The sequence below is a fragment of the Brevundimonas sp. genome (assembly GCF_035561115.1).
Classification (GTDB): Bacteria; Pseudomonadota; Alphaproteobacteria; order Caulobacterales; family Caulobacteraceae; genus Brevundimonas.
In genome coordinates this window covers 1-25,137 of record NZ_DATMYH010000055.1, presented here as the reverse complement: position 1 = coordinate 25,137, position 25,137 = coordinate 1, and the positions used below count along the sequence as shown (strand labels likewise).

27 protein-coding genes are annotated in these 25,137 nt (G+C 70.5%); 19 read left to right on the top strand and 8 right to left on the bottom strand.

Annotated elements, in window-relative coordinates:
• The first annotated feature begins 130 nt into the window (after positions 1 to 130).
• Entirely contained in the window at positions 131 to 1,363 is a 1,233-nt protein-coding gene (locus VN378_RS07150) for an argininosuccinate synthase (protein ID WP_325742340.1), read from the top strand.
• Here the strand turns inward: VN378_RS07150 and VN378_RS07145 are convergent.
• Positions 1,360 to 2,646, bottom strand: coding sequence for a PQQ-dependent sugar dehydrogenase (locus tag VN378_RS07145; RefSeq protein ID WP_325742339.1), 1,287 nt, complete (start codon positions 2,644 to 2,646; stop codon positions 1,360 to 1,362). The two genes, VN378_RS07150 and VN378_RS07145, sit on opposite strands and share 4 nt — an antisense overlap.
• Positions 2,647 to 2,772: 126 nt before the next feature.
• Between VN378_RS07145 and VN378_RS07140 the strand changes: the two genes are divergently transcribed.
• The 4 genes from VN378_RS07140 to VN378_RS07125 all read left to right on the top strand — a co-directional run bounded on the left by VN378_RS07140 (position 2,773) and on the right by VN378_RS07125 (position 5,309).
• A complete protein-coding gene (locus VN378_RS07140) occupies positions 2,773 to 3,237 on the top strand; it encodes a hypothetical protein (RefSeq protein ID WP_325742337.1) in 465 nt (154 codons plus the stop codon).
• Between the two features lie 109 nt (positions 3,238 to 3,346).
• A complete protein-coding gene (locus VN378_RS07135) occupies positions 3,347 to 3,928 on the top strand; it encodes a hypothetical protein (RefSeq protein ID WP_325742336.1) in 582 nt (193 codons plus the stop codon).
• 109 nt (positions 3,929 to 4,037) lie between these two features.
• The gene (locus VN378_RS07130) at positions 4,038 to 4,670 is read left to right on the top strand and encodes a LysE family translocator (protein WP_325742334.1); all 633 of its coding nucleotides are present in this window, start codon (positions 4,038 to 4,040) and stop codon (positions 4,668 to 4,670) included.
• An 84-nt stretch (positions 4,671 to 4,754) separates the two neighbouring features.
• On the top strand, positions 4,755 to 5,309 hold the full coding sequence (locus VN378_RS07125; protein WP_325742332.1) for a CC0125/CC1285 family lipoprotein: 555 nt from the start codon (positions 4,755 to 4,757) through the stop codon (positions 5,307 to 5,309).
• Positions 5,310 to 5,340: 31 nt separating this feature from the next.
• Here VN378_RS07125 and VN378_RS07120 read toward each other — a convergent pair whose 3' ends face one another.
• Positions 5,341 to 6,081 carry a DUF6065 family protein gene (locus VN378_RS07120; protein ID WP_325742330.1) on the bottom strand — a complete coding sequence of 247 codons (741 nt, stop codon included), beginning with the start codon at positions 6,079 to 6,081 and terminating at the stop codon, positions 5,341 to 5,343.
• A gap of 53 nt (positions 6,082 to 6,134) precedes the next feature.
• On the opposite strand from VN378_RS07120, the gene VN378_RS07115 reads away from it, so the two are divergent.
• Positions 6,135 to 6,677, top strand: coding sequence for a prolyl-tRNA synthetase associated domain-containing protein (locus VN378_RS07115; protein WP_325742328.1), 543 nt, complete (start codon positions 6,135 to 6,137; stop codon positions 6,675 to 6,677).
• 85 nt (positions 6,678 to 6,762) lie between these two features.
• On the opposite strand, the gene VN378_RS07110 is transcribed toward VN378_RS07115, so the two are convergent.
• Complete coding sequence (locus VN378_RS07110) at positions 6,763 to 6,993, bottom strand: hypothetical protein (protein ID WP_325742326.1); 231 nt, start codon at positions 6,991 to 6,993, stop codon at positions 6,763 to 6,765.
• A 299-nt stretch (positions 6,994 to 7,292) separates the two neighbouring features.
• Between VN378_RS07110 and purH the strand changes: the two genes are divergently transcribed.
• Complete coding sequence (gene purH / locus VN378_RS07105) at positions 7,293 to 8,897, top strand: bifunctional phosphoribosylaminoimidazolecarboxamide formyltransferase/IMP cyclohydrolase (protein ID WP_325742325.1); 1,605 nt, start codon at positions 7,293 to 7,295, stop codon at positions 8,895 to 8,897.
• Positions 8,898 to 9,030: 133 nt separating this feature from the next.
• On the top strand, positions 9,031 to 9,786 hold the full coding sequence (locus tag VN378_RS07100) for a dienelactone hydrolase (RefSeq protein ID WP_325742323.1): 756 nt from the start codon (positions 9,031 to 9,033) through the stop codon (positions 9,784 to 9,786).
• Here VN378_RS07100 and VN378_RS07095 read toward each other — a convergent pair.
• Complete coding sequence (locus VN378_RS07095; protein ID WP_325742321.1) at positions 9,783 to 10,244, bottom strand: OsmC family protein; 462 nt, start codon at positions 10,242 to 10,244, stop codon at positions 9,783 to 9,785. The two genes, VN378_RS07100 and VN378_RS07095, sit on opposite strands and share 4 nt — an antisense overlap.
• 102 nt (positions 10,245 to 10,346) lie before the next feature.
• On the opposite strand from VN378_RS07095, the gene rpe reads away from it, so the two are divergent.
• From rpe to VN378_RS07070, 5 genes are all read left to right on the top strand, one after another.
• Positions 10,347 to 11,006, top strand: coding sequence for a ribulose-phosphate 3-epimerase (gene rpe / locus VN378_RS07090; RefSeq protein ID WP_325742319.1), 660 nt, complete (start codon positions 10,347 to 10,349; stop codon positions 11,004 to 11,006).
• Positions 11,003 to 12,811 carry a heparinase II/III family protein gene (locus VN378_RS07085; protein WP_325742317.1) on the top strand — a complete coding sequence of 603 codons (1,809 nt, stop codon included), beginning with the start codon at positions 11,003 to 11,005 and terminating at the stop codon, positions 12,809 to 12,811. Before rpe ends, VN378_RS07085 begins: the two co-directional genes overlap by 4 nt.
• A gap of 81 nt (positions 12,812 to 12,892) precedes the next feature.
• Positions 12,893 to 13,789: a thioredoxin gene (gene trxA, locus VN378_RS07080; protein WP_325742315.1), complete on the top strand. Its 897-nt coding sequence runs from the start codon at positions 12,893 to 12,895 to the stop codon at positions 13,787 to 13,789.
• 10 nt (positions 13,790 to 13,799) lie between these two features.
• The gene (locus tag VN378_RS07075; protein ID WP_325742313.1) at positions 13,800 to 14,459 is read left to right on the top strand and encodes an LON peptidase substrate-binding domain-containing protein; all 660 of its coding nucleotides are present in this window, start codon (positions 13,800 to 13,802) and stop codon (positions 14,457 to 14,459) included.
• A 99-nt stretch (positions 14,460 to 14,558) separates the two neighbouring features.
• A complete protein-coding gene (locus VN378_RS07070; protein WP_325742311.1) occupies positions 14,559 to 14,753 on the top strand; it encodes a Trm112 family protein in 195 nt (64 codons plus the stop codon).
• 6 nt (positions 14,754 to 14,759) lie between these two features.
• Here the strand turns inward: VN378_RS07070 and VN378_RS07065 are convergent, their stop codons facing one another.
• A complete protein-coding gene (locus VN378_RS07065; RefSeq protein ID WP_325742309.1) occupies positions 14,760 to 16,013 on the bottom strand; it encodes a UbiH/UbiF/VisC/COQ6 family ubiquinone biosynthesis hydroxylase in 1,254 nt (417 codons plus the stop codon).
• An 80-nt stretch (positions 16,014 to 16,093) separates the two neighbouring features.
• On the opposite strand from VN378_RS07065, the gene VN378_RS07060 reads away from it, so the two are divergent.
• The 4 genes from VN378_RS07060 (at position 16,094) to VN378_RS07045 (ending at position 21,635) form a co-directional block, all read left to right on the top strand.
• The gene (locus VN378_RS07060; protein WP_325742307.1) at positions 16,094 to 17,179 is read left to right on the top strand and encodes an Acg family FMN-binding oxidoreductase; all 1,086 of its coding nucleotides are present in this window, start codon (positions 16,094 to 16,096) and stop codon (positions 17,177 to 17,179) included.
• A gap of 90 nt (positions 17,180 to 17,269) precedes the next feature.
• Positions 17,270 to 19,639, top strand: coding sequence for an FtsK/SpoIIIE family DNA translocase (locus VN378_RS07055; protein ID WP_325742305.1), 2,370 nt, complete (start codon positions 17,270 to 17,272; stop codon positions 19,637 to 19,639).
• A gap of 292 nt (positions 19,640 to 19,931) precedes the next feature.
• Positions 19,932 to 20,564, top strand: a complete 633-nt coding sequence (locus VN378_RS07050; protein ID WP_325742303.1) for an outer membrane lipoprotein carrier protein LolA — start codon at positions 19,932 to 19,934, stop codon at positions 20,562 to 20,564.
• A gap of 276 nt (positions 20,565 to 20,840) precedes the next feature.
• Complete coding sequence (locus tag VN378_RS07045; protein ID WP_325742301.1) at positions 20,841 to 21,635, top strand: exodeoxyribonuclease III; 795 nt, start codon at positions 20,841 to 20,843, stop codon at positions 21,633 to 21,635.
• A 155-nt stretch (positions 21,636 to 21,790) separates the two neighbouring features.
• On the opposite strand, the gene VN378_RS07040 is transcribed toward VN378_RS07045, so the two are convergent.
• On the bottom strand, positions 21,791 to 22,477 hold the full coding sequence (locus tag VN378_RS07040; protein ID WP_325742344.1) for a response regulator transcription factor: 687 nt from the start codon (positions 22,475 to 22,477) through the stop codon (positions 21,791 to 21,793).
• A 62-nt stretch (positions 22,478 to 22,539) separates the two neighbouring features.
• A complete protein-coding gene (locus tag VN378_RS07035) occupies positions 22,540 to 23,256 on the bottom strand; it encodes a YggS family pyridoxal phosphate-dependent enzyme (protein ID WP_325742299.1) in 717 nt (238 codons plus the stop codon).
• Here VN378_RS07035 and VN378_RS07030 point away from each other — a divergent pair.
• Entirely contained in the window at positions 23,255 to 23,896 is a 642-nt protein-coding gene (locus VN378_RS07030; protein WP_325742297.1) for a thiamine phosphate synthase, read from the top strand. The genes VN378_RS07035 and VN378_RS07030 overlap by 2 nt on opposite strands.
• A 17-nt stretch (positions 23,897 to 23,913) precedes the next feature.
• Here the strand turns inward: VN378_RS07030 and VN378_RS07025 are convergent, their stop codons facing one another.
• A complete protein-coding gene (locus VN378_RS07025) occupies positions 23,914 to 24,306 on the bottom strand; it encodes an NtrZ family periplasmic regulatory protein (protein ID WP_325742294.1) in 393 nt (130 codons plus the stop codon).
• A gap of 335 nt (positions 24,307 to 24,641) precedes the next feature.
• Here VN378_RS07025 and VN378_RS07020 point away from each other — a divergent pair, with 335 nt between their 5' ends.
• Positions 24,642 to 25,112 carry a DUF3576 domain-containing protein gene (locus VN378_RS07020; protein WP_325742342.1) on the top strand — a complete coding sequence of 157 codons (471 nt, stop codon included), beginning with the start codon at positions 24,642 to 24,644 and terminating at the stop codon, positions 25,110 to 25,112.
• The last annotated feature ends 25 nt before the right edge of the window (positions 25,113 to 25,137 follow it).

The following is a 25,137-nucleotide window of genomic DNA, read 5'->3' as shown; positions in this document are numbered from 1 at the left end:
GACAGGCCTCGCCTGCGGCTCAGCCACCCTCCCCCGAGGGGGAGGGAGACGCCTTGACCCTTGCATCGCCCGGCGTCTGGTCCTTTAAGCGCGCCAAAACCCGCGCCTCCCCAGCGCCCAAGGACCCGCCATGACCCAGCCCGCCCCCAAGAAGGTCGTTCTCGCCTATTCCGGCGGTCTGGACACCTCGATCATCCTGAAATGGCTGCAGACCGAATACGGCGCGGAGGTCGTGACCTTCACCGCCGACCTGGGCCAGGGCGAGGAACTGGCGCCGGCGCGCGAGAAGGCGCTGAAGATGGGCATCAAGCCCGAGAACATCTTCATCGACGACCTGCGCGAGGAATTCGTGCGCGACTACGTCTTCCCCATGTTCCGGGCCAACGCCCTGTATGAGGGCCAGTATCTGCTCGGCACCTCGATCGCCCGGCCGCTGATCGCCAAACGCCAGATCGAGATCGCCCGCATGGTCGGGGCCGACGCCGTCTGTCACGGCGCCACCGGCAAGGGCAACGACCAGGTCCGCTTCGAGCTCGGCTACTATGCGCTGGAGCCGGACATCCGCGTCATCGCCCCGTGGCGGGAGTGGGCGTTCAAGTCGCGCGAACACCTGCTGGACTTCGCCGAGAAGCACCAGATCCCGATCGCCAAGGACAAGCGCGGCGAGGCCCCGTTCAGCGTCGACGCCAACCTTCTCCACAGCTCCTCCGAGGGCAAGGTGCTGGAGGATCCGTCGGTCGAAGCCCCCGAATTCGTCCACCAGCGCACCCTGTCGCCGGAGGACGCGCCCGACGTCGCCACTGTCATCACCATCGGTTTCGAGAAGGGCGACCCGGTCTCCATCAATGGCGAGGCCATGAGCCCGGCGACCCTGCTGACCGCCCTCAATCAGTACGGCCACGACAACGGCATCGGCCGCCTCGACCTGGTCGAGAACCGCTTCGTCGGCATGAAGTCGCGCGGCGTCTATGAGACGCCCGGCGGGACCATCCTGCTGGCCGCCCACCGCGGCATCGAGTCCATCACCCTCGACGGCGGGGCCATGCATCTGAAGGACGAGCTGGCGGTCAAATACGCCCACCTGGTCTACAACGGCTTCTGGTTCTCGCCCGAGCGCGAGATGCTGCAGGCCGCCATAGACCACTCCCAGACCAGGGTCTCGGGCACGGTGCGGGTCAAGCTCTACAAGGGCAATGCGACCGTGATCGGCCGCGAGAGCGCCGAGAGCCTGTACGATCAGGAACTGGTCACCTTCGAGGACGGCGCCGTCGCCTATGACCAGAAGGACGCCGCCGGTTTCATCAAGCTGAACGCCCTGCGCCTGCGGGTGCTGGGCAAGCGGGACGCGCGCGACCGGGCCTAGTCCCGCGCGATCCTGAGGATGGCGCCGGCGCGGTCGTCGGCGATCCAGATCGAGCCGTCGCGGGCCACGGCCATGCCGGCGGGCGAGCCTTGCGGATGGCGGCCCGGCTGCGCGTTCCAGCCGGGAGTCAGCACGCGCGCGCGGGGCGCGGGCGCTTCGGCCGGGTAAGGCAGGGACCCTTGCGGATAGATGGCGTACCGGGCGGGCCGGTCCGTCAGGGGCGCGCCTGACGCGTCCGTCTCGATGGCCACGACCCGGCCCGCGGCGCGGCGATAGCCGTGCCAGCTCATCAACATCCGGCCGCGCAGCTGCGGGAACATCGCCCCCTCGTAATAGAGCATGTCCAGCGGTGCGGCGTGCGGCGGCAGCAGCGAGACCGGCGCGGTCCGCTCGCCGCAACGCGCCTGCCGGGCGGTCCAGCCGGGCAGGGCCGTCGCCATGTCGGTGCAATAGGGCCAGCCGTAATGGCCGCCGGCCGTCAGCCGGTTGATCTCGTCGAAGGGCCGGGCGGGCGTCGTCAGGTCGACGGAATTCTCCGCCTGGAACACCGGCCCCGACGAATGACGCACCATGGCGACCGAATTGCGCAATCCGCTGGCCCACGGCGTCCAGTCCGGACCCCAACGGCCCCGACCGGCGGGGGCGTAGCGCCGCACCATGCCCTGCTCCGCCCCTTCGGCGCACTGGCCCTGCGCATCGCGAACCGGCGCCCCCGCGCGGTTCAGGCACCGGTCCGAGGGCGCGCCGACATTGACCAGCAGAGCCCCGTCGCCGTCGAAGACGAAGCTCGAGAGAGGGTGCCGGTTCTCATGCAGCCGGTTGTCGGGCAGCCCCTCCACCGCCGCCGAAACCGCATCCGGACGCGCCGGGTCGAAGGCGAGGATGCGGCTCATCTCGGCGACATAGACGCGTCCGTCCGGCCCTCGTGCGATGGTGTGCGGCATCGACAGGCCGCGGATCAGCCGGGTCCAGCGCACGCCGCCGTCCGCCGTCGGCGACATCCGCCACACCGCGCCCCGCCCGGCGTCCCACGACCCCAGGTCGGTGACCAGCCAGTCGCCGTCCGGCAGTTCCAGCAGGCCGCGCGGCATGCGCGGGCCGTCGTTTCCCGTCCTCTGCCAGACCCGGCCCAGGCAATAGCCGTCGGCCATGCGGACCAGGGTGCGGGGCCGGCCGTCGCAGTCGCCGTCGACGGCGTAGACCCGGCCGCCGCCCTGACCCGCGGCCGGGGCGGCGAGGACGGCGACGAACAGGGCGGCGAGGGCGAGGCGGGTGCGGATCATCGGCGAATCCTCTGTCCTGCGCACGCTAGCCCGGACGGGCGGCGCCACAAATGCTCTCGCCCTCGCCGGGATTTGGCGCCACCCTGAAGGCGGAGCATCGGCTCCTTAGACCTTTCAGGATCCCGCATGTCTCTCCGTACCGCCCTCGCCGCCGCGGCCGTTCTGGCCTTCGCCGCGCCCGCCTTCGCCCAGGTAGCTTCCGCCCCCGCCCCCGCGCCTGCAGCCGCCCAGGACGCGGAAGCGGCCGAGGCGGCCTTTGAGGCCAGGGGCGAGGCCTTCGAGGCCGCTGTCGAGGCGATGACGCAGGAGATGCAGGCCGCCGCGACCGCCGCCAACGGCGATACGGTGAAGGCCGGCGGCGACCTCGACGCCATCGCCGCCCGGTATCAGCCCCAGGCCGATGCGTTCGCCGACGAGCTGGAGGCCTTCATCGCCTCGCAACTGCCGTCCATGCCGGCCGAGGCCCAGGCCCGGATGGCCCAGATGGGTCCGATGCTCCGCGGCCAGATCACCGGCGTTCCGGCCACCGCAAAGGCCAAGGTCCTCGAGGCCATGGCGGCGCCCGCCGCCGCCGCCGCGGCCCCGCAATAAGGGCCTGATCGCAGGGCGGCGGGCCCCGGTCCGCCGCCTTACCGCGATTTCACTTGAGACCGGACCGCGTTCGGCGGACCTTGAGCCTGCACGCTCAAGGAGCTCTCCGATGATCAAGGCCCTCTCCCTCGCCGCCGCCCTGGCCCTGCTGCCGTTTTCCGCCGCCGTCGCCGCCGATGTGCGCGGTCCGTCCGAGGACGCGCTGGAAGCCGCCGCCGAAGCCTTCGAGGCCCGGATGGAAGCCTTCGGCGAACGCGCCGAGGCCATTTCCGAAGACAAGAGCCTGACCGAGAGCCAGCGAGAGCTGCGCATCGCCGCCCTTTGGTCCGAATATCAGCCCGACGTCGGCGCCTTCACCGCCGCGGCCGCCCAACACGCCTCGGCCATCGCCGCCGAGGCCCTGGCCGAGGTCGATGTCGAGGCGGTCGTGTCCGAAGCCCTGGCCGAGGTCGAGGCCTCGGGCGCCCTGAGGGCCGCCCAGGGCATTGCGACCAACGGCGCCTGGGCGTCCAACGATCCGGAACACATGGCCACCTACGGCCTGATGGCCCAGTACGCCGTCGGCGAGGCCATGGATTCCCTCGACGAGGCTGCGGCGGACATGGCGGAGGCCAAGGCCGAAGCGGCCGAGGCCCTGGCCGAGGACGCCGACGAAGCGGACGAGGCTCCGGACGAAGCCGACCAGACCTGATCGGCCGCTCCGGGCGGCGTCCGGGCGCCCGCGCAACACCTGCTCCTTCACCGGCCGCGGGGCCGTGCGACAGGCTTGACCGGAACGGCGGCCCGCCCGACAGGACGGCATGGCCAGCCTTCCCGTCGATCCGCACCTGTACCTGACCTTCCTCGGGGTCATGACGGTGATGGCGATCACGCCCGGCCCGGCCAACATCTTCTCGGTCGCCAACGGCGTCCAGCGCGGCAAGGCCGGGGCGCTTCTGGGCGTGGTCGGCATGAACGCCGCCACCCTGGTCTGGTTCGCCGCCGCCGCCCTGGGGCTGGGCGCGCTCGTGATCGCCTTTCCGCAGGTCTTCCGGCTGATCTCGATCGGCGGCGCCCTCTATGTCGCCTGGCTGGGGATCAACGCCCTGCGCGGCGCCTTCCGCACGGCCGCCGACCCGGATGCGCCCACGGTCCGGATGGGGCGCAGCGCCCTGGTCGACGGCTTCATGGTCCAGATCGCCAATCCCAAGGCGGTGCTGTTTTTCACGGCCGTCCTGCCCCCGTTCCTCGACGTGAACCGTCCCGCGGCGCCCCAGCTGGCCCTGTTCGCCCTCGCCACCATCGGCATGGACGTGCTTTCCATGTCCGCCTACGGTCTGGGCGGGGCGGCCCTGGCGCGGCGCATGGGCGAGCCGCGTTTCCGCAAGGGTTTCGCCCTGATGACCGGTCTTCTTCTTCTGGCCGCGGCCGTCCTTATTGTTACACGTTTATAACGGGTTGCGTATTCGCGGAACCTGCACCGTTCATGTCCCGTTCAGCAGGAAAGGCGCGCACTGTCGCGTCAAGGAGAGTTTCCCATGAGACAACGGTTCCTCAAGCCCGTGCTTCTGGCGGCGACGGCGGCTCTGGCCCTGTCCGCCTGCGCCACAGCCACCCCCTACGGTCCCGCCGGCATCGACAGCCGCTACGGCTATTCCGAACAACGCGTCGACGCCGACCGCTATCGCGTCAGCTTCTCGGGCAATTCCGTCACCTCGCGCGAGCAGGTCGAGATGGCCCTGCTGCTCCGGGCGGCCGAGATCACCCGCGAGAATGGCTACGACTGGTTCGCCACCGTCAACCGCGCCACCGACCGCGACGTGCGCCTGCAGGCCACGCCCGATCCCTTCTACTATGACCGCTACAGCCCGTTCTGGGGTCCGTCGTGGCGCTACTACCGCCGCGGCTACTGGAGCCCGTGGGGCGATCCCTTCTGGGGCCGCCGCGATTTCGACGTGCGCGAGATCGATCGCTACGAGGCCTCGGCCGAGATCGTCATGGGCCGCGGCGCCAAGCCGGCCGGCGACCCGAACGCCTTCGACGCCGGCGAGGTGATCGCCAACCTCGGCCCGCGCGTCACGCGGCCGATGTAGCGCCTGTCCTCCCCGCTCCGGCGGGGAGGTTTCAGCCCACGCGCGGCGACTTGAGCCGGCGCTTGTTGACGTGGGTTTCGGGCGCCACGCCCAGCTCCTCCGGAATCTCGCCCTTGAAATAGTAGCGCTGCCACGCCTCCTTGGCCGCGTCCGGATCGCCCGAGGCCAGCCGTTTGTTGAAATCGGTGCGGGCCCGGTTCCAGGCCTCGAACTGGCCGTGCATGACCGGATTGGACTCCAGCGACCGGATCACCGGCTGCATGGTCTCGACCTTGCGGTGCTCGATCGGGGTGATGAAGCAGAAGGGCTCGCCCTTCTCGAACTTCACCCGGCCCGGCCGGGTGAAGAGCCAGTTCATGGTGAAGGGGAAGGGCAGCCAGTCGGTCTCGATCAGCCCGGTCAGCGGCTGGATGCCGTCCTTCATGTGATTGGGCGAGCCGCCCGCCAGCAGGCCCCAGCCCGGCGGCGTGCGGAACAGATATTGCGGATGCATGGTCAGCACCCCGCGCGAGAAATGCGAGGTCACCACATGGGTCAGGTCGGCGGTCGGCCGCTCGGGCGTGATCACGATGTCCGCCTGGCTGGGCCCGCCGTTCCACTCGGCGGTGAAGGTCAGCGGGCACAGGATCTCCCAGCCGGTGGTGTTGGCCATGGTCAGCGGCAGGCAGCGGTAGGGATGCCGGCTGGCGAAGGCGTCCATCCAGTTGCGCGACTGGCGGCCGGGCACCAGGTCCGGCGGCGTCTGCGTCATCGGATAGCATTCGAGTTCCACGAGCGGGCTCCGGGCGGTATCGAGGGACGTGTTTGCATCCCTAGCTGGGCCCCATGACCGAAGACAAGCCGACGCCAGAGTCCGACCGTGAACCCGCCTTCGACCGCGACCGCCTTCTGGGGTGGATGGCCGACAACGGCATCGGCCAGACGACCCACGACCATCCCGCCGTCTTCCGCGTCGAGGAGGGGCTGGAGCTCAAGGCCGCCATGCCCGGCGCCCACACCAAAAACCTGTTCCTGAAAGACAAGAAGGGGCGGCTGTGGCTGATCTCGGCCCGTCAGGACACGGTCGTCGATCTGAAGCGGGCGCCGAAGACCATCGGCTCCGACAAACTGTCCTTCGGCAATGAGGCCCTGCTGCACCAGACCCTCGGCGTGCGCGGCGGCTCTGTCACGGCGCTGGGCCTGATCAACGACCCCGACCGGCGCGTGACCTTCGTCCTCGACAAGGCCCTGTGGGACGCCGACATCGTCAACTTCCATCCCCTGACCAATACCGCGACGACGGCGCTGGGGCAGGCGGAGTTCCGACGGTTTCTGACGTTGATCGGGCGGGAACCAGTGGTGGTCGACTTCGCTCGCCTGGGCGACTGAACGACGCCATCCGCACATGCCGGCCAGACGCACAGGCCCCCGCCTCCAAAGGAGGCGAGGACCTCCACGCCTCAACCGCCAGTATTCAGGGGCAGTCGTAGTAGTGTTCGTAGACCGCTTCATCCCAAACGATCAGATCGCCGCGCTCGCGAATTCTGCCGTCGCAGAAGTAGAACACCTCTCCTGTGAGAACGCCATTTGTATAGTATCCGGTCCATTCGTACCAAGGTATCGCCGCGCTGGCGACGGACGTAGCCGAGGACGCCGCCGCCAGAGCAATGGCGGTGGCGGCGATTAGTTTGCCGATCGTCTTCATTGTTCCCTCCATGGGCCTCTGCCCGGCCGAACAGGATCACAGGTTGGCGGCTCCCACAATCTGAGGTCGTGGTGAATGCCGAAAATTTGAAGGCGGGGGCGCTGCTTTTCCGGAGCGCAGCTGCGAGCGTTGAACCCAATCGAAGGGCGGAGACGGCGGGCGCTCCCAAAAAGCGCCCCGTGCCCGAACGTGATGATCGATTTCGTCCGCGTCGTCTGACCTCCACGGTTCAATCCGCCGCCGGACAGTGCTAGAGGCGGCGCGTCTCCCCGACCCCCACGCCAGATACGGACGCCGCCATGCCCGCCGCTCCCGACTTTCCTCCCGCGCCGGACCGCGTGGCGCCGAAGCGCGCGCTGATCTCCCTGTCCGACAAGACCGGGCTGGAGGATACGGCCCGCACCCTGCACGGCCTCGGCGTCGAACTGGTTTCGACCGGCGGAACCCGCGCCGCCATCGCCGGCTTCGGACTGCCGGTGAAGGACGTGGCCGATCTGACCGGCTTCCCCGAGATGATGGACGGCCGGGTCAAGACCCTGCACCCGGTGGTGCACGGCGGGCTGCTGGGCGTGCGCGACGAGCCCTCGCATGCGCAGGCGATGCAGGAGCACGTCATCGGCGGCATCGATATCGCCTGGATCGACCTCTATCCGTTCGAGGCCACCGTGGCCTCCGGCGACGGCTTCGAGGCGGCGGTCGAGAACATCGACATCGGCGGCCCGGCCATGATCCGCTCGGGCTCCAAGAACCACGGCTATGTCGCCGTCTGCGTCGATCCGGAGTCGGTCGCCGAACTGCTGGAGGCGCTGAAGACCGACGGCGCGACCACCCTTGAGCTTCGCAAACGCCTCGCCGCCCGCGCCTTCGCCCGCACCGCCGCCTATGACGCCGCCGTCTCGGGCTGGTTCGCCGGCCAGGTCGGCGACGCCGCCCCGGCGCGCAAATCCATCGCCGGCTCGCTGGCCCAGACCCTGCGTTACGGCGAGAACCCGCACCAGACGGGCGCCTTCTACCGCACCGGCGATGCGCGTCCCGGCGTCGCCCACGCCCGCCAGCTGCAGGGCAAGGAGCTGGGCTACAACAACATCGCCGACGCCGACGCCGCCTGTGAACTGGTCGCCGAGTTCGAGGCCCCCGCCTGCGTCATCGTCAAACACGCCAACCCCTGCGGCGTCGCCGTCGGAAACGACCTGACCCAGGCCTATGCCCGCGCCCTCGAATGCGACGCCGTCTCGGCCTTCGGCGGGGTGGTCGCCGTCAACCGGCCCCTGTCCGGCGCCGACGCCCGGCTGATCACCGACATCTTCACCGAGGTCGTCATCGCCCCCGGCGCCGACGACGAGGCGAAGGCCGTCTTCGCGGCCAAGAAGAACCTGCGCCTGCTGCTGACCGACGGCCTTCCCGATCCGCTGGCGGCCGGTGAAGTGTTCCGTTCGGTGGCCGGCGGCTTCCTCGTCCAGTCGCGCGACCGCAGCCGCATCGCCCCGGCCGATCTGAAGATCGTCACCCGCCGCCAGCCGACGCCGCAGGAGATCGAGGACATGCTGTTCGCCTTCACCGTGGCCAAGCACGTCAAGTCCAACGCCATCGTCTATGCGAAGGACGGCCAGACCGCCGGCATCGGCGCCGGCCAGATGAACCGCCGCGACTCGGCGCGCATCGCCGCCATCCGCGCCCGCGAGGCCGGCGAGGCCAAGGGTCTGGCCCATTCCCTGGCCCAGGGCTCGGCCTGCGCCTCGGAGGCCTTCTTCCCCTTCGCCGACGGTCTGCTGGAAGCGGTCGCTGCGGGCGCCACGGCGGTGATCCAGCCGGGCGGCTCGATCCGCGACGACGAGGTCATCGCCGCCGCCGACGAGGCCGGGGTAGCCATGGCCTTTACGGGGGTGCGGGTCTTCCGGCACTGATGCGTTCCGGAGGCGTCGGAAACCTTCACAAATCGGCAGAACCGGACTGGCCGGAATCGCCGGAATCCGCGATTTCGAATGGTCGAAATCGTCGCGAACTGGTCGCTGGCCGGCAAACCTCTGGACTCGCCTGATGGACACTCTCGCCGAACGCTGGGCCAGACTCGAGCCCCACGCGACCATCGTCGGACCGGACGACGACCGGCCGCGCCCGACCGCCATCCTGTTCCACGGCTGCGGCGGCCTGCGCGATCACCTGCCCCGGTACGCGGCGGCCGCGACCGCCGCGGGCTGGCGGGCCGTCATCGTCGATTCGTATGCGCCGCGCGGCTGGAGCCGTCAGTTCGCCATGGCCCTTGTCTGCACCGGCCTGCTGCTGCACGGCTGGCAGAGGGCGGGCGACGTGCTGGCGGCCCTCCATGGCGTGTCCCAACGGCGTGACGTGGACGCCTCGAAAATCGTTCTCGCCGGCTGGAGCCACGGCGGCTGGGGCATCATGGAGGCGATGAGCTCGCAGCGCGGCCGCCGCATGCTTGGCGTCGAAGATCCGGGCGCAGTGTCTCTGGACGGCGTGGTCGGCGCCTGGCTGGCCTACCCCTATGTCGGCATCGGCGCCTTCAACCGCATGCGGCCCTGGACCCATTGCCCGAAGATCCTGGCCGTCATCTCGCGCAAGGACCACCTGACCACCGTCCGCAACGCCGAGCGCGTGCATGACATGGTGCGCCGCTGCGGCGCCGAGGTCGAAACCTGGATCGCCGACGGCTCCCATTCCTTCGACGAGCCCATGGCGGCCGGGCCGATGCGCTATGATCCCGAACTGGCCGACGAGGCCGTGCGCCGGTTCACCGCCCTGTTGAACGACGTGGCTGCGGCGCCGAAGGTCTAGCGCGGCTCCACCGTCACTTCGGCGCGGATGGAGTTGGCGATGTAGCAGGCCTCGTGCGCCCGGTGATGCAGACCCTCGAGCGCTTCCGCATCGGGCCGGGTCTCGCCCGAGAAGACGACGGCGGGCCTCAGCGTCAACCGGGTGATCGAGATCTTTCCCCGCTCATCCTTGCCCAGCTGGCCGACCGCGTCGTCGCTGTAACGGTCGACCACGAAGCCGGCCTTGCCCGCGAAGGCGAGGAAAAACAGCATGTGGCAGCTCGAAACCGCCGCCACCAGCGCCTCTTCCGGATCGACCGCCGCCGGGTCGGACATCGGCTCCGGCACGCTCGACGGGGCCGAAGAGCCCCGCACCACCGCCCCGCCGTCGAAGCGCCAGTCGTGGGCGCGGGAATAGCGGTTGTCGCTGAAGGGCTGGTCGCCCCGGCTCCATTCCACGGTCGCGACATGCTCGCTCATCGGGGCCTCCATCCTGCCAATGACTGAACCGTGTAGCGCCTGAGGCCTTCGGACCCAAGCCTGCGCCTTGCCCCCGCCCCCGACCCGCCTTATCCCGCTGACATGGCCGCGCCCCTGATCTGCCCCTCCATCCTCGCCAGCGACTTCGCCCGTCTCGGCGAGGAGGTCCGCGCGCTCGACGCCGCCGGCGCCGACTGGATCCACGTCGACGTCATGGACGGGCATTTCGTGCCCAACATCACCATCGGCCCCGATGTGGTGAAGGCCCTGCGGCCGCATACGAAATTGCCGTTCGACGTTCATCTGATGGTCGCCCCGGTCGATCCGTGGCTGGAGGCCTACCGCGAGGCCGGGGCCGATATCCTGACCGTCCATCCCGAAAGCGGCCCGCACCTGCACCGGACCCTGGGCCGCATCCGCCAGCTCGGCGCCAGGGCCGGCGTGGTGCTGAACCCCGGCACCTCGCTGAGCGTGCTGGACGATGTCGTGGAGCTCGTCGACCTCGTCCTGCTGATGTCGGTCAATCCCGGCTTTGGCGGCCAGTCCTTCATCGAGACCACCCTGCGCAAGATCGGGAAGACCCGCGCCCTGCTGGATGCGGCGGGATCGAAGGCGCACCTGCAGGTCGACGGCGGGGTCACCGCCGCCAATGCGGGCGCCTGCGTCGCCGCCGGCGCCGACGCCCTTGTCGCCGGAACCGCGGTGTTCCGCGGCGGACCCTCCGCCTACGCCGCCAATATCCGGGCCCTGAAGGCAGCGTGAGCCCTCTCGGTCCCTTCGCCCGTCCCGAAGCCGACGGCCCCGCGCCGGGAGAAATCCCCGGCCTGCGCGGGGCGCCGATGCGCACCCCGGTAAAGACCACCGGCGCCTCCAGCGGCCCCGGCCTGTGGCCTGCCGTCATCGGCCGTCTGCTGACCCGCCAGCTGTGGATCGAACTCTATGGCCTGCCCGGCTACAGCCTGACCCTCAAGGGCCGCCCGGCCCAGGGTTTCGCCGCCACGCCGCGCGACTTCCGCCCGGTCGATCCGGCCCAGGGCAAGGCCGTGCTCGGCGGAAAATTCGTCCTCGCCGGATCCAGCCTCGAGGCCGCCGCGCCCGAAGATCCGTGGAACCGGCCCAACCCCACCCGCGCCTTCGCCGTCGAGCTGCACAGCTTCGCCTGGCTGCCGTCGCTGATGCTTCAGGGCGAGCGCGGCGCGCGCGAGGCGGTGCGGCTGACCCTGGCCTGGGCCGACGCCTTCGCCCGCTGGTCGCCCTTCGCCTGGGGGCCGGAGATCCTGGCGCGGCGCGCCTGTCATCTGGCCTGCGCAGCCCGGCGCATGGGCCTGGTCGCCACCGAGGCCGAACGGCTCAGGCTGGCCGACATCCTCGGCCGGCAGGGGCGTCAGCTCCTGCGACCGCCCGGCGGTCTGGCCGGCAAGACTGAACGCCTGACCGCCGCCGCCATAGCCGGCTGCGCCCTCGCCGGCGCGCCCGGGGCGTCCTTGCGCCGCAGGGCCCTGCGCGGTCTGCCCGGGGCGCTCGATCGCACCGTCGGCCCCGACGGCGGCCACGCCAGCCGCAGCCCCGAGGCCGGTCTCGAACTCCTGCTCGACCTGCTGACGCTGGACGACGCCCTGGCGCAGGTCTCGGAAGCGACGCCCGACGCCGTACGTTCCGCGATCCAGCGCCTGACTCACGCCCTGCGCCTCCAGACCCTGCCGGACGGCCGGCTGATCACCATGCAGGGCGGCGGCCCCTCGACCGCGGCGCGGGTCGCAGCCGCCCGCGTTCATGACGACGCCCACCCCGAAGCCGCGGGAGGTACGGTGGCCGGCGTCGCTCGCATCCGCAGCCCCCTTCTGACCATCGCCGCCGATATCGCCGCGCCCGCGCGGGGCGCCTGGTCCGGCGCCGCCTGCGCCCAGCCGATGGCGCTGGAGATCGTCTGCGGCAAGGACCGGCTGGTCACCGGCTGCGGCTGGACCCCGCGCGCCGCCGACCGGCAGGGCCTGCGTCTGGCGCCCGGCCATTCGACCCTGACCCTGGGGGAGGCCTCGACCGGCGAACCCCTCGGCGGCTGGCGCGGCGAGCTTCTGGGTCACCGTCTGGTCGGCCGCCCCCTGCACGTCGTCGTCGACCAGCGCGACGGCGAGGGCGCCGTCTGGCTCGAGGTCGAGCACGACGGCTGGGTCCACGACTACGGCCTGCTGCACCAGCGACGCCTGTATCTGGACCAGCGGCTGGACGAGTTGCGCGCCGAGGAGCGGCTGCACCCCGCTCCCGGCCAGAAGGACGTGGTCCGCGCCATCGCCGCGCCCTACGCCGTGCGCTTCCAGCTGGAGCCGGGAGTCCAGGCCTCGCTGGCCCGCGACCGCCGCTCCATCCTGCTGCGCGGCCATTCGGGCCGGGGCTGGTGGTTCCGCACGGACGGGCCCGACGTGGCCATCGAGCCCTCTGTCCATATCGACGAAGGCCTGACCCGGCGCTCGCTCCAGATCGTGGTGCGTGGTTCGGCCCGCACCGATTCCGAAACCAAGATCCGCTGGAAGCTGAGCCCCGCCGGCGCCGGCGGCGACCCTTCCTGAGACCTGTCCCTTGAGGCGAAGGGTCGCCGCGACCATCTGGGGACTGCCGCGTTACGCCTTTTTCGACCACAGGACCGATCGATGAGCCTCGCCGACCCGACTACCCTGCCCGACGACCTGATCAAGGACGGCTCCGACGCCGGCTTCATGACCGACGTCATCGAGGCCTCGAAGACCCGGCCCGTACTGGTCGATTTCTGGGCCACCTGGTGCGGCCCGTGCCGGACCCTGACCCCGATGCTCGAAAAAGCCGTCCGCGCCGCCGGCGGAATGGTCAAACTGGTCAAGATCGACGTCGACAAGAACCCCGCCTATGCGGGCCAGCTTCGGGTCCAGTCGATCCCGACCGTCTACGCCTTCGTCAACGGCCAGCCCGTCGACGGCTTCCAGGGCGCGGTGCCCGAAAGCCAGCTCAAGGCCTTCATAGACAAGCTGACCGGCGGCGAAAGCGCCAACTCCGACATCGAACAGCTGCTGTCGCTGGGCGAGGAGTCCCTGTCGCTGAACGACCTCGGCGGCGCCGCCCAGGCCTTTGCGCAGCTGCTGACGCTGGACCCGGCCAATGAAAAGGCCATCGCCGGCATGGCCCGCGTCTATCTGGCCGACGGCGATGTGGATCAGGCCCGCCAGACCATCGCCATGGCCCCGCAGGACTCGAAGGAGCCGACGGTCCAGAGCGTGCGCGCCCAGCTGGCCCTCGCCTCGGCCGCCCCGACCGGCGCCGCCCCGGAGCTCGAAGCGAAGGTCGCCGCCGACCCCTCCGACCATCAGGCCCGCTACGACCTGTCGCTGGCCCAGGCGGCGGCCGGCGATCTGCAGGGGGCGGTCGACAGCCTGCTGGCCATCGTCGCCGCTGACCGCGAATGGAACGACCAGGCGGCCCGCAAGCAGCTGCTGGTCGTCTTCGACGCCGCCGGAGCGGCCTCCGACATCGCACGCGACGGGCGCCGCCGCCTGTCCTCCATCCTGTTCGCATAGGAGGTCCAGGGTGGCCCAGGGGTATGTGAAGGCCGCCGATCTGCCGCAGGTGATCCCTGTGTTCCCCCTGCCGGGCGCCATCCTGCTGCCGCGCGGCCAGTTGCCCCTGAACATCTTCGAGCCGCGCTATCTGAACATGGTCGACGACGCCATGGCCGGCGACCGCATCATCGGCATGCTGCAGCCCCAGGCCGGCTCGCTCCGCCTGCCCGGCCTGTCGCCGGTCGGCTGCGCCGGACGCATCACCAGCTTCGCCGAGACTTCGGACGGCCGGTATCTGATCACCCTGACCGGCTGCGCCCGCTTCCGCCTGGCCGGCGAACTGCCGGCCCAGACTCCGTATCGCCAGATCCGCGCCGACTTCTCTCCGTTCGAGAACGACCTCAGCGCCCCGCCGGTCGACGACATCGGCCTGGATCGCGACGGCCTGCTGGACGCCCTGCGCGCCTATCTGGAGACGCGCGGCCTCGACATCGACTGGGACACCGCCGAGACCGCCCCGCCGGAGGCCCTGATCAACAGCCTGTCCATGGCCCTGCCGTTCGAGCCGCCCGAGAAACAGGCCCTGCTGGAAGCGCCCGGCCTGATCGACCGCTCGGCCGTCCTGACCGCCCTTCTGACCATCGACGCCGCCAGCGACGGCGAGGGCGAGACGCCGCAGATGCAGTGAGGATGAGGAATCGGGTCGCAGGAATCAGGCAGCAGGCGCGACCGTCTGACCCTCCCCCAGGCCCTGTTCCCTGATCCCTACTCCCTGTAACCTTCCCCCATGTCCGACACCTTCCATACCCCCGCCTCGGTCGATCCTCGCCTGCTGGAGGTGCTGGTCTGCCCGGTCACGCGCGGCAAGCTGACCTATGACCGCGAACGGCAGGAGCTGGTGTCGAAGGGCGCCAGACTGGCCTATCCGATCCGCGACGGCGTGCCGATCATGCTGCCCGAAGAGGCGCGGACGCTGGACTGATCGTCGTCAGACCGCCTCGCCGCGCAGCAACCTCGGCAGATCCCCGGTCGCACCGCCGGCCTCGTGCATGAAGGCGCGGCGCAGGGGGGCGATGCGGTTGACGGCGGCGATGCCGAGGCCCCGGGCAAGCCGCACCGGGGGTAGATCGTTCGAGAACAGCCGCACGAAGGCGTCGAACCCCGCCGCCAGCGCCGCATTGTCGAACCGCCGCCAACGGGCGTAGCGGTCCAGCACCGTCTCCGAACCGATATCCTCGCCCAGCCGCATGGCCTCGACCAGCACCTCGGCCAAGGCGGCGGCGTCCTTCAACCCCATGTTCAGCCCCTGTCCCGCCACCGGATGCACCCCGTGGGCGGCGTCCCCGATCAGGGCGATGCGCGGCCCTGTCAGGGCCTCGGCCAGTTGCAGCGACAGCGGATAGACGAAGCGCGGCCCGACCACCGTCACATCCTCCAGAAAGTCCCCGAACCGCCGCATCAGGTGCGACTGGAAGGCGGCGTCCGGCGCGGCCTTCAGCGCCTCGGCCCGGCGCGTCGTCTCTGTCCACACCAGGCTGGCCCGCTGTTCCGTCAGGGGCAGGATGGCGAAGGGGCCCGAGGGCAGGAAATATTCATGCGCGACATTGCCGTGGTCCCGGCCCAGGGACACGGTCGCCACGACGCCGCTCTGGCCATAGCCCCAGCCGACCGTGTCGATCCCGGCGCTTTGCCTCACCTGTGAGCCGCGCCCTTCTGCGCCGACCGCCAGCGGAGCTTCCAGCCGCGCGCCATCGGCCAGCGTCACGACAGTCCGCGCTGGTCCGGCCTCGACAGCGGCCACCGATGCGGGCGCGCGCACCTCGATGCCGGCCGCCGTGACCGCCTCGGCCAGCGCCGTCCGGATGCGCCGGTTCTCGACCATATAGCCGAGCGGCTCCCCGTCGGTCCGGTCGCCGATCTCGTCCGCATCGAAGCGCAGGAAGGCCGAACCCGCAGGCCGCGACGCCGCCCCCGGCCGTCGTCCGTCGGTGACCAGAATCCGGTCCATCCGGCAGGCGTGCGGACGCAGGCCCGCGCCCACGCCCAGGGCGTCCAGCATGCGGAAGGTCGAAAAGGCGATGGCCGTCGACCGTCCGTCGAACGCCGGCGCCAGCTGCAGGGAGAAGGGCTGCGGATCGACCAGCACGACCTTCAGTCCGCCCTGGGCCGCGGCCAGCCCGAAGGTCGCCCCCACCAGCCCCGCGCCGGCGACGATGACGTCATAGTGTTCTGTATCGGCCATCCCCCCTTGTCGCGCCCCGATTGAGCGAGGTCAAAGCCCCGTCGCGGCTGCGGCGCTATGGCCCAGGACGGAGGCCGGTCATGAACAGGCGAAATCTTCTCCTTGGCGCCGGGGCGCTGACGCTGGCGGCCGGCTCGGGGGCCGTCGGCTGGCGCGCTGCGGTGGGCTCGGCCGCCGGCTACGACCTCTATTCGGCCCGGCTGCGCGCGGCGCCGCCGCCCGATCCGGCCCTGACCGACCTGGTCCGGTACGCGACCCTCGCGGCGAACGGCCACAACACCCAGCCCTGGAAGTTCCATATCGGAGAGGAAGGGATCGACATCCTGCCCGATCTGGCGCGGCGGACGCCGGTGGTCGATCCGGACGATCACCACCTGTTCGTCAGCCTCGGCTGCGCCGCCGAGAACCTGCGGATCGCGGCGACGGCGACGGGACGGCCCGGAGCCCTGTCCATTGACGGAACGGGCGTCCGCTATGTCTTCGAGCGGGGCCTGGCCCGGGCCGACGCCTTGTTCGCCGCCATCCCCGCCCGTCGGTCCACCCGGACCCTCTATGACGGCCGGCCCGTGCCGAACCACGACCTCGAAACCTTGCGGCGGACCACGGAGACGCCCGGCGTGCGGCTGATTCTGTTGACCGACAGGCCGCGGATCGATCGGGCGCGGGATCTCGTCGCCGCTGGCAACGAGGCCCAGATGACCGATCCGGCCTTCATGGCCGAGCTGAAGCGCTGGCTCCGGTTCAATCCCGCCGACGCCATGCGGACCGGCGACGGCCTCTATTCGGCGTCGAGCGGCAATCCGGTCCTGCCCGGCCGGCTGGGCGGGTTCGCCTTCGACCGCTTCTTCGGCGCTGCGGCCGAGACCGCGCGATACGCCCGTCAGATCGACTCCTCCTCCGGCCTTGCGGTGTTCCTGGCGGAGCGCGCCGATCCGGCGCACTGGATGACGGTCGGGCGCGCCTGCCAGCGGTTCATGCTGGCCGCCACCGCCCTGGATCTCCGCTGCGCCTTCGTCAACCAGCCGGTCGAGGTGGCCGGGCTGAGGCCGGCGCTCGCGGCCCTTGTCGGAGAGGCCGGGCTGCGGCCGGACCTTGTTCTCCGCTTCGGCCGGGGCCCCGTCCTGCCCTTTTCTCCCCGAAGGCCCGTGTCGGCGGTCATCCTGTAAACCTGCCGGGGAGGCGGCTGGTAAACAGCCTCTTAACCCTGCGCGGGCGACAACAGCGGGTCTGTTCGACCGTCCGGAGTTCCCCGCCGCATGTCCGCCGCCCTCGCCATCGGCCAGCGCGCCTGGTTCGGCGCCCGCATCCTCTGGGGCGCGCCCATCGCGATCAAATTCCGCGGCGTGCTCCAGGCCCTGCTGTCGGCCTTGCTTCTGGCGGCCCTGATCTCGTGGAATCCGGCCGATCCCAGCCTCAACGCCGCCTCCGGCGTCGCCCCGACCAACTGGCTGGGGCTGAACGGCGCCCTGTTCGCCGACCTGTTCATGCAGTCGCTGGGGCTGGCCGCCTTCCCGGCCGCCCTGCTGCTGGCCGCCTTCGGCCTGGCCTCGGCGATCGGCGATGTGATTCAACAACGGCTCAAGCCCACAGGGCTGAAGGCCCTCTCGGCCGCCGGCGGGGTCCTGGCCCTGTCGGCCGCCCTGTCGGCCCTCGCTTCGCCCGCCGCCTGGCCGCTGGCGGCCGGCCTCGGCGGCCTGTGGGGCGACGCCATCGTCGGCCTGATCCGCATGGCCTGCGCGGCCCTGCGCATCCCAGGCGCGCCCGTCATCGCGGGGATCCTGTTCTTCCCCATGGCCCTGTGGGCCGTCGGCTACGCCATCGGCCTGAGATTCTCGGACCTCGGCGACGCCTTCCGCTGGGCGGGAGGCCGCCGCACCGTCCCGCCGACCCCCGCCAAGGCCCGCCGCGCCGCGGTCAAGGCTCCGCCCCGTCCGCGCCCGGCGCCCGAACCCGACGACTACGCCCCCATCGGCCTCGACGCGCAGGAAGAGACGCCCCCCTGGGACGCCCCCGTCCCCGCCCGCGGCGCGCCCGAGCCCAGGGTCGCCGCCGCCAAGGCGCCCAGGGCCTCGAAGCGCGAACTCGACGACAGCCAGGCCGCCTTCGACTTCGCCAAACCCTCGGGCGGCTTCGACCTGCCGCCGCTCGGCATGCTGACCAAGCCCGCCAAGCGCGTCGCCTCGGTCGACGAGGAGGCGCTGAAACAGAACGCCAAGATGCTGGAAGGCGTGCTGCAGGAGTTCGGCGTGCGCGGCGTCATCGACCAGATCCGTCCCGGCCCCGTCGTCACCCTGTATGAACTGGTGCCCGCGCCGGGCGTGAAGCACGGCCGCGTCGTGGCCCTGTCGGACGACATCGCCCGCTCCATGTCGGCCCGCGCCTGCCGCATCTCGGTCGTGCCGGGGCGCAACGCCATCGGCATCGAACTGCCCAACGCCAGGCGCGAGACCGTCTATCTGCGCGACCTGCTGGCCTCGACCGAATACGACAAGCCCGCCCACCTGCTGCCGCTGGCCCTGGGCGAGACCATCGGCGGCGAGCCCTATGTCGCCGATCTGGCGCGCATGCCCCACCTGCTGATCGCCGGCACCACCGGCTCGGGCAAGTCGGTCGGGGTCAACGCCATGATCCTGTCGATCCTGTACCGGCTGACCCCCGCCGAGTGCCGCTTCATCATGATCGACCCCAAGATGCTGGAGCTCAGCGTTTATGACGGCATCCCGCACCTGCTGGCCCCCGTCGTCACCGATCCCAAGAAGGCCGTCGTCGCGCTGAAATGGACCGTGCGCGAGATGGAGGACCGCTACCGCCGCATGTCCAAGCTGGGCGTGCGCAACATCGCCTCCTACAACGAGCGCGCCCGCGAGGCCGTGGCCAAGGGCGAGCATTTCGAACGCACGGTCCAGACCGGCTTCGACGACCAGGGCCGGCCCGTCTACGAATCCGAGAAGATCCGCCCCGAACCCATGCCCTTCCTCGTCGTCGTCATGGACGAGATGGCGGACCTGATGCTGGTCGCCGGCAAGGACGTGGAAGGCGCCGTCCAGCGTCTGGCCCAGATGGCCCGCGCCGCCGGCATCCACCTGATCATGGCCACCCAGCGCCCCTCGGTCGACGTCATCACCGGCACCATCAAGGCCAATTTCCCGACCCGGATCAGCTTCCAGGTCACCTCCAAGATCGACAGCCGCACCATCCTGGGCGAGCAGGGCGGCGAACAGCTGCTGGGTCAGGGCGACATGCTCTACATGGCCGGCGGCGGCCGGATCACCCGCCTGCACGGGCCCTTCGTGACCGATCAGGAGGTCGACGAGGTCTGCAAACACCTGCGCGGCCAGGCCGAACCCGACTATCTGGACCTGATCACCGACGATCCGGACGGCGACGGGGACGGCGCCTTCGACGACGAGGGCGGCGGCGGTTCGGGCGACGACCTCTACGACCGCGCGGTGGCCGTGGTCACCCGCGACCGCAAGGCCTCGACCAGCTACATCCAGCGCCGCCTGCAGATCGGCTACAACCGCGCCGCCTCCCTGATCGAACGGATGGAGCAGGAGGGCGTCGTCAGCCAGGCCAACCATGCCGGCAAGCGGGATATTCTGGCGGGGCCTCCGCCCATGGGTTGAGGGCCTCGGAGGGCGCCCCTCCCTCCCGTGCATCCCCGCGAAGGCGGGGACCCGGGCTTTGGCCCCGCCGCCGGTGTTTGGGCGAGCAGTGGTTCGTTCAACCAGCCTCGCTGCCGCTCAAACCTGGGTCCCCGCCTTCGCGGGGATGCACGGAATGAAAAACTGGAACCACCGCGGATGAACGGCGCTTCATTCCGCCGCCGGAATATGGTCAGGCTCGGGCCATGCCCCCGCCTTTCGCAGTCCGCATGACGGCATGATCGACAACCATCCCGAACGGGAGAAGACCCTTATGACCGTCTCACGCCGCGCCTTCGCCTTTGGAACCGCCGCCCTCACGGCCTTCGCCGCCCTGCCCGCCTCGGCCCAGACCGGCCTGTCGGCCGAGGACCGCGCCGTCGTGGCCCAGGCCCAGGCGTATCTGCAGGGCCTGACCTCGGCCCAGGGCAATTTCGTCGAGACCTCGGGCGCCCAGCGCCGCGAGGGTCGGTTCTGGATCCAGCGTCCGGGCAGGATGCGCTTCGAATACACCAACCCGGCCGGCCTGCTGGTGGTGTCGGACGGCTCGAACGTCAAACGCTACGATCCGCGCCTGAACGTCTTCCGTCAGGTGCCGCTGGGCTCCACGCCGCTGTCGACCTTCCTCGCCCGGACCGTGCGCCTCGACCAGGGCGTGCGCATCGACCGCGTGACCCGCATGGCCTCGGGCGCCTTCGCCATCACCGCCCGCGACAACGGCCGTCCCAACGACGGCTCGGTCATCCTGTCCTTCGCCGGTTCGCCGTTGCGTCTCCACGAATGGACCATCACCGACGCGCAGGGCGGCCGGACCCGCACCCAGCTGACCTCGCTGCAACCCGCCCCCGGCCTCGCCGCCAGCCTGTTCCAGCTCAGCGATCCGACCCGCCGTCCTCGCCGGGGATAATTCCCGCTGCGGGCGAGCTTGACTTTTTTCCGATTGAGTGGCACTTTGGCAACAGGTCGGCGGGAGCCGGCCTGACCGCTACGGATTTCATCCCCTTCCCGGCGGCGAGAGACGAACCTTCCAGCGCCCGATCCCCCCGATCGGGCGTTTTTTTGGGCGCTATCGCTCGCCGCACGGCGGCTCGCTGCTTGAGCGCGCGAAGCGCCAGCCCGCGTCGGGTCGGGAGGTCCCGAAGGGCCGACGACCGCGGCCCAATAAAGATGCTAGAGCCCCTCCATGCTTCGCATCGCCACCTGGAACATCAACTCCGTCCGTCTGCGCATCGACCAGGTCGCGCGCTTCGTCGAGGAGAGCGGAACCGACGTCCTGTGCCTGCAGGAGATCAAATGTCTCGAGGACCAGTTCCCTCGGGCTGCCTTCGAGGCCATGGGCCTGCCCCATCTGAAGATCGGCGGCCAGAAGGGCTGGCACGGCGTCGCCATCGCCAGCCGCAAGCCGATCACGGCCGCCCCCGCGCTCGACGTCTGCCGTGAACGCCACGCTCGCTGCGTCGGCGTGGTGGTCGACGACGTCGAGATCCAGAATTTCTACATCCCCGCCGGCGGCGACACGCCGGACCGGACGCTGAACCCGAAATTCGATCACAAGATGGACTTCTACGAGCGGCTGACCGCCGAGATGGCCGGCCGCGACAAACAGCGCCCGCTGGTGCTGGCGGGCGACTTCAACATCGCACCGGGCGAGAACGACGTCTGGAACCACCGCTACATGTCGAAGATCGTCAGCCACACGCCGCTGGAGGTCGAGACCCTGCGCCGCCTCCAGGCCGCGGGCGGCTTCGCCGACGTGGTGCGCGACCAGATTCCCGAGCCGCAGAAGCTGGCCAGCTGGTGGAGCTATCGCGCCGCCGACTTCCGCAAGTCAAACCGCGGCCTGCGTCTCGACCACATCTGGACCTCGCCCGGCCTGACGCCGGCCGTGACGCCCGGCACGGCCCGCATCCACGACACCGTCCGCGAATGGACCCAGCCCAGCGACCACGCCCCGGTCACGGTCGATCTGGCGGTCTGACCGCCTGCGTCCAGAACTGACGCAGGCGCATGCTCCTATGACCAGGGCCCCGCGGGTCGGTCTTTGACAATCGAATGCAGCGGAACGCGCATCGAAGTGGACTCTACGGACTCTTCGGACGGTGTTTTTCAGCGTCCCGGTCAAGGACCCCGGCCTCAGGGCTGCAGCCGGTACCCGCCCGCGTCGGTCAGCAGCAGGCGGGCCTGACCGGGCTCGGGCTCGATCTTCTGACGCAGGCGGTAGATGTGGGTTTCCAGCGTGTGGGTCGTGACCCCGGCGTTGTAGCCCCAGACCTCGGTCAGCAGCTCCTCGCGCGACACGGCCTTGGCCCCGGCGCGATAGAGGTATTTCAGGATGCTGGTTTCCTTCTCGGTCAGCCGCACCTTGCGCCCCTTGTCGTCGACCAGGACCTTGGCGGCGGGCCGGAACTCATAGGGGCCGATGCGGAAGACGGCGTCCTCGGACTGTTCGTGGCTGCGCAGATGGGCCCGGATGCGGGCCAGAAGGACGGCGAAGCGGAAGGGCTTGGTGACATAGTCGTTGGCCCCCGACTCCAGCCCCAGCACGGTGTCGGAATCCGACGTCTGGCCCGTCAGCATGATGATCGGCGTCGAGACCCCGTCCTTGCGCAGCAGGCGGCAGGCCTCCCGCCCGTCCATGTCGGGCAGGTCGACGTCCAGCAGGATCAGGTCGGCCCGCACCTCGCGGCCCATGCGCACGCCCTCGGCGGCGGTGGAGGCCTGGACCGGCCGGAAGGCCTCGTGCAGCGCCAGCTGTTCGGCCAGCGCCTCGCGCAGGTCGTCGTCGTCGTCGATGATCAGTATGGTCTTGGGCGTGGGCATGGGCACCAGAATGGCGAGCGTCGGCGGTTCCGCCAAGGGCTGGACCGCAAGCGGAGCGGTTTTCAGTCCATAGAGGGCGTTTGGAGGGTGTTTCGTTCCCCGAACAACGCCGATCCGACGCGAACATGGGTCGCGCCGAGGCGGATGGCGGTCTCATAATCGCCGCTCATCCCCATCGACAGCACCGCCAGACCGTTGCGGCCGGCGATCCCGCCCAGCAGGGCGAAATGGCTCTCCGGCGCCTCGTCGGCCGGCGGAATGCACATCAGCCCCTCGACGGACAGGCCCAGCGACCGGGCGAGGACGATCAGGGCGTCGGCGTCTTCGGGCAGGACGCCGGCCTTCTGCGGCTCGGCTCCGGTGTTGACCTGGACCAGCACCCGCGGCGTCCTGCCGACCTTGCCGGCGGCCGCCGCCAGCGCCTCGGCCAGCCGGGCGCGGTCCAGCGTCTCGATGACGTCGAACAGGGCGACCGCGTCCAGCGCCTTGTTGGTCTGCAGCGGCCCGATCAGACGCAGTTCGAGGTCCGGGATCGCGGCGCGGCGTTCCGCCCAGCGCGCCTGCGCCTCCTGCACCCGGTTCTCGCCGAACACCCGTTGGCCCGCGGCCAGAATGGCGTCGATCGCCCCCGGCGGCTGGGTCTTGGTCACGGCGGTCAGGGTCACAGCCTCCGGCGTACGTCCGGCCGCGAGGCAGGCCTCGGCCATCCGCCGCCGGACAGTCTCAAGGCGGCCTACGATGCTGGACGCACCGGCGTGATCGGGGGATGAGGAGGTCATGAACCGCTCGGACGCCGAAACCCTGTGGGATACCGCCCGTGTCCTCGCACGCGACGCGGGCAAAGTCAGCCGGGCGTCGGCGCCCCGGGCCCTGCCGCCGCTGCTGTTCTTCACGGACCCCGCCCGTACGCCCCGGCCATGGGAGACGGCGGCCCGTCTTCCCGCCGGGGCGGCGGTGGTGTTCCGGCATTTCGGTCAGGCGGACGCGCGGAAAATCGCCCTGCGGCTGCGCGAGATCACGGCGACGCGGGGCGTTCTGCTTCTGATCGGTCTGGACGCCGATCTGGCCGGGGCCGTCGGCGCCGATGGCCTGCACCTGCCTGAACGCGCGCTGGATCAGGCCCGATCCCTGTCAGAGGCCCGTCCTGACTGGCTGATCACCGGCGCGGCCCACGCGGGTTCCGCGCTCGACACCGCGCACCTGCACGCCCGGATCCTGTCGCCGCTGTTCGTGGCGGGGGGCGCCTCCTCGGCGACGCCGCCGCTGGGTTTGACGGAGTTCCGGGCTCTGGCGGCCTCGGCCGCCTGTCCGGTCTACGCCCTTGGCGGGATCGACGCGGAAAACGCGCAGGGCCTTATCGGCTCGGGGGCGTGCGGTCTGGCGGGGGTGTCGGCGATCCAGGCGGCGTTCAACGCCTGATCGGGGCCCGACCGGCGTCAGAAGCGGAAGATCGATTCCAGCCGGAAACGCGGTGTCGTGCGCCGCTCGGTCTGAGGCCCCGTGGCCGGATCGGTGTCGGCCTCGGCCAGTCCGGCGGCGGCGCCGACGCGCAGGCGCGGATTGACCCGATAATAGGCCCCGGCCTCGACATCGCCGACATTGCTGTCGCGGGTCTCAGGCTGGCTCAGGTTCAGGTCCAGGCCCCAACGGCCGCGCTCGGTGAAACGCAGGCGCGACGGGCCGGCGGCTGCGCGGGCGGACTGGGCCTCGGTCAGGGAGACGGCGGGCGCACGGGTGCGGGGGGCGGTCTGGGCCGACGCAGCGTCGGCCGCAGCCAGGAGCGTAAGCCCCGCGGCCAGTCCAGCGATGACGGCGCCTGTTCTGCGCATGTCCTGCCCTTTACGCCGCAACGGGGATCCCGTCGCGATCTCTCCCCAGCAAGTAGGCACTGCTGGTCAGCCCGGTCAACGAAACGGCGCCGCTGGACGAGGGTTCCATGCGACTCTGGAAGACTCCTGTGGCGCGAGCGTCACGGCCAGCGGGCTCCCGTAGCGCGCGAACGCCTCATGCCAGACACGATCCTTGCGCGCCCGACGCGTCTTCGCCTTGTCATCGCCCCTTTTCGCCGTGTTATAGAGCCTCGCTTCGGCTGACCCACGTTCGGGCGAGCCAGCGCGTGGGTGGAACCGGTCCGCCGCACGTCTCGATCGAATGGAGTTTCTCGATGGTGCTGGTTCGCGGCGCGACGTTCGCCCTGATCGCCTCGGGCGTCCTGCTCAGCGGCTGCACGGCCGACCGACCCTTCGGGCCGACCGTCGGGGACGTATTCGGCATGGACGGCGCGAAAAAGTCTGCGGCGGCGAGCCAGACGGGCATCGGCGTCAATGCCTTCCTGTGGCGCGCCACCCTCGACACCATGGCCTTCATGCCCCTGGCCAACGCCGACCCGTGGGGCGGCGTCATCAACTACGACTGGTACACCGACCCCGCGACGCCGAACGAGCGGTTCAAGGCCACGGTGTTCATCCTCGACACCCGCCTTCGCGCCGATGCGCTGAACGTGACGGTGACAAAGGAGGTCCGCGACGCGACGGGCCAGTGGATCGGCGCCCGCGTGGCGGCCCAGACCGAGACCGATCTGGAAAACGCCATCCTGACCAAGGCGCGCCAGCTCAATCTCCAGAACGCCGGCTAACCTCCCCACCACCCCCGCCTCCTTC

Bases quoted from the DNA above. Each gene is read 5' to 3' on its own strand.
- VN378_RS07150 (WP_325742340.1), top strand. From the start codon at position 131: ATGACCCAGCCCGCCCCCAAGAAGGTCGTTCTCGCCTATTCCGGCGGT.
- VN378_RS07145 (WP_325742339.1), bottom strand. From the start codon at position 2,646: ATGATCCGCACCCGCCTCGCCCTCGCCGCCCTGTTCGTCGCCGTCCTC.
- VN378_RS07140 (WP_325742337.1), top strand. From the start codon at position 2,773: ATGTCTCTCCGTACCGCCCTCGCCGCCGCGGCCGTTCTGGCCTTCGCC.
- VN378_RS07135 (WP_325742336.1), top strand. From the start codon at position 3,347: ATGATCAAGGCCCTCTCCCTCGCCGCCGCCCTGGCCCTGCTGCCGTTT.
- VN378_RS07130 (WP_325742334.1), top strand. From the start codon at position 4,038: ATGGCCAGCCTTCCCGTCGATCCGCACCTGTACCTGACCTTCCTCGGG.
- VN378_RS07125 (WP_325742332.1), top strand. From the start codon at position 4,755: ATGAGACAACGGTTCCTCAAGCCCGTGCTTCTGGCGGCGACGGCGGCT.
- VN378_RS07115 (WP_325742328.1), top strand. From the start codon at position 6,135: ATGACCGAAGACAAGCCGACGCCAGAGTCCGACCGTGAACCCGCCTTC.
- VN378_RS07110 (WP_325742326.1), bottom strand. From the start codon at position 6,993: ATGAAGACGATCGGCAAACTAATCGCCGCCACCGCCATTGCTCTGGCG.
- purH (WP_325742325.1), top strand. From the start codon at position 7,293: ATGCCCGCCGCTCCCGACTTTCCTCCCGCGCCGGACCGCGTGGCGCCG.
- VN378_RS07100 (WP_325742323.1), top strand. From the start codon at position 9,031: ATGGACACTCTCGCCGAACGCTGGGCCAGACTCGAGCCCCACGCGACC.
- VN378_RS07095 (WP_325742321.1), bottom strand. From the start codon at position 10,244: ATGAGCGAGCATGTCGCGACCGTGGAATGGAGCCGGGGCGACCAGCCC.
- rpe (WP_325742319.1), top strand. From the start codon at position 10,347: ATGGCCGCGCCCCTGATCTGCCCCTCCATCCTCGCCAGCGACTTCGCC.
- trxA (WP_325742315.1), top strand. From the start codon at position 12,893: ATGAGCCTCGCCGACCCGACTACCCTGCCCGACGACCTGATCAAGGAC.
- VN378_RS07070 (WP_325742311.1), top strand. From the start codon at position 14,559: ATGTCCGACACCTTCCATACCCCCGCCTCGGTCGATCCTCGCCTGCTG.
- VN378_RS07065 (WP_325742309.1), bottom strand. From the start codon at position 16,013: ATGGCCGATACAGAACACTATGACGTCATCGTCGCCGGCGCGGGGCTG.
- VN378_RS07060 (WP_325742307.1), top strand. From the start codon at position 16,094: ATGAACAGGCGAAATCTTCTCCTTGGCGCCGGGGCGCTGACGCTGGCG.
- VN378_RS07055 (WP_325742305.1), top strand. From the start codon at position 17,270: ATGTCCGCCGCCCTCGCCATCGGCCAGCGCGCCTGGTTCGGCGCCCGC.
- VN378_RS07050 (WP_325742303.1), top strand. From the start codon at position 19,932: ATGACCGTCTCACGCCGCGCCTTCGCCTTTGGAACCGCCGCCCTCACG.
- VN378_RS07045 (WP_325742301.1), top strand. From the start codon at position 20,841: ATGCTTCGCATCGCCACCTGGAACATCAACTCCGTCCGTCTGCGCATC.
- VN378_RS07040 (WP_325742344.1), bottom strand. From the start codon at position 22,477: ATGCCCACGCCCAAGACCATACTGATCATCGACGACGACGACGACCTG.
- VN378_RS07030 (WP_325742297.1), top strand. From the start codon at position 23,255: ATGAACCGCTCGGACGCCGAAACCCTGTGGGATACCGCCCGTGTCCTC.
- VN378_RS07035 (WP_325742299.1), bottom strand. From the start codon at position 23,256: ATGACCTCCTCATCCCCCGATCACGCCGGTGCGTCCAGCATCGTAGGC.
- VN378_RS07025 (WP_325742294.1), bottom strand. From the start codon at position 24,306: ATGCGCAGAACAGGCGCCGTCATCGCTGGACTGGCCGCGGGGCTTACG.
- VN378_RS07020 (WP_325742342.1), top strand. From the start codon at position 24,642: ATGGTGCTGGTTCGCGGCGCGACGTTCGCCCTGATCGCCTCGGGCGTC.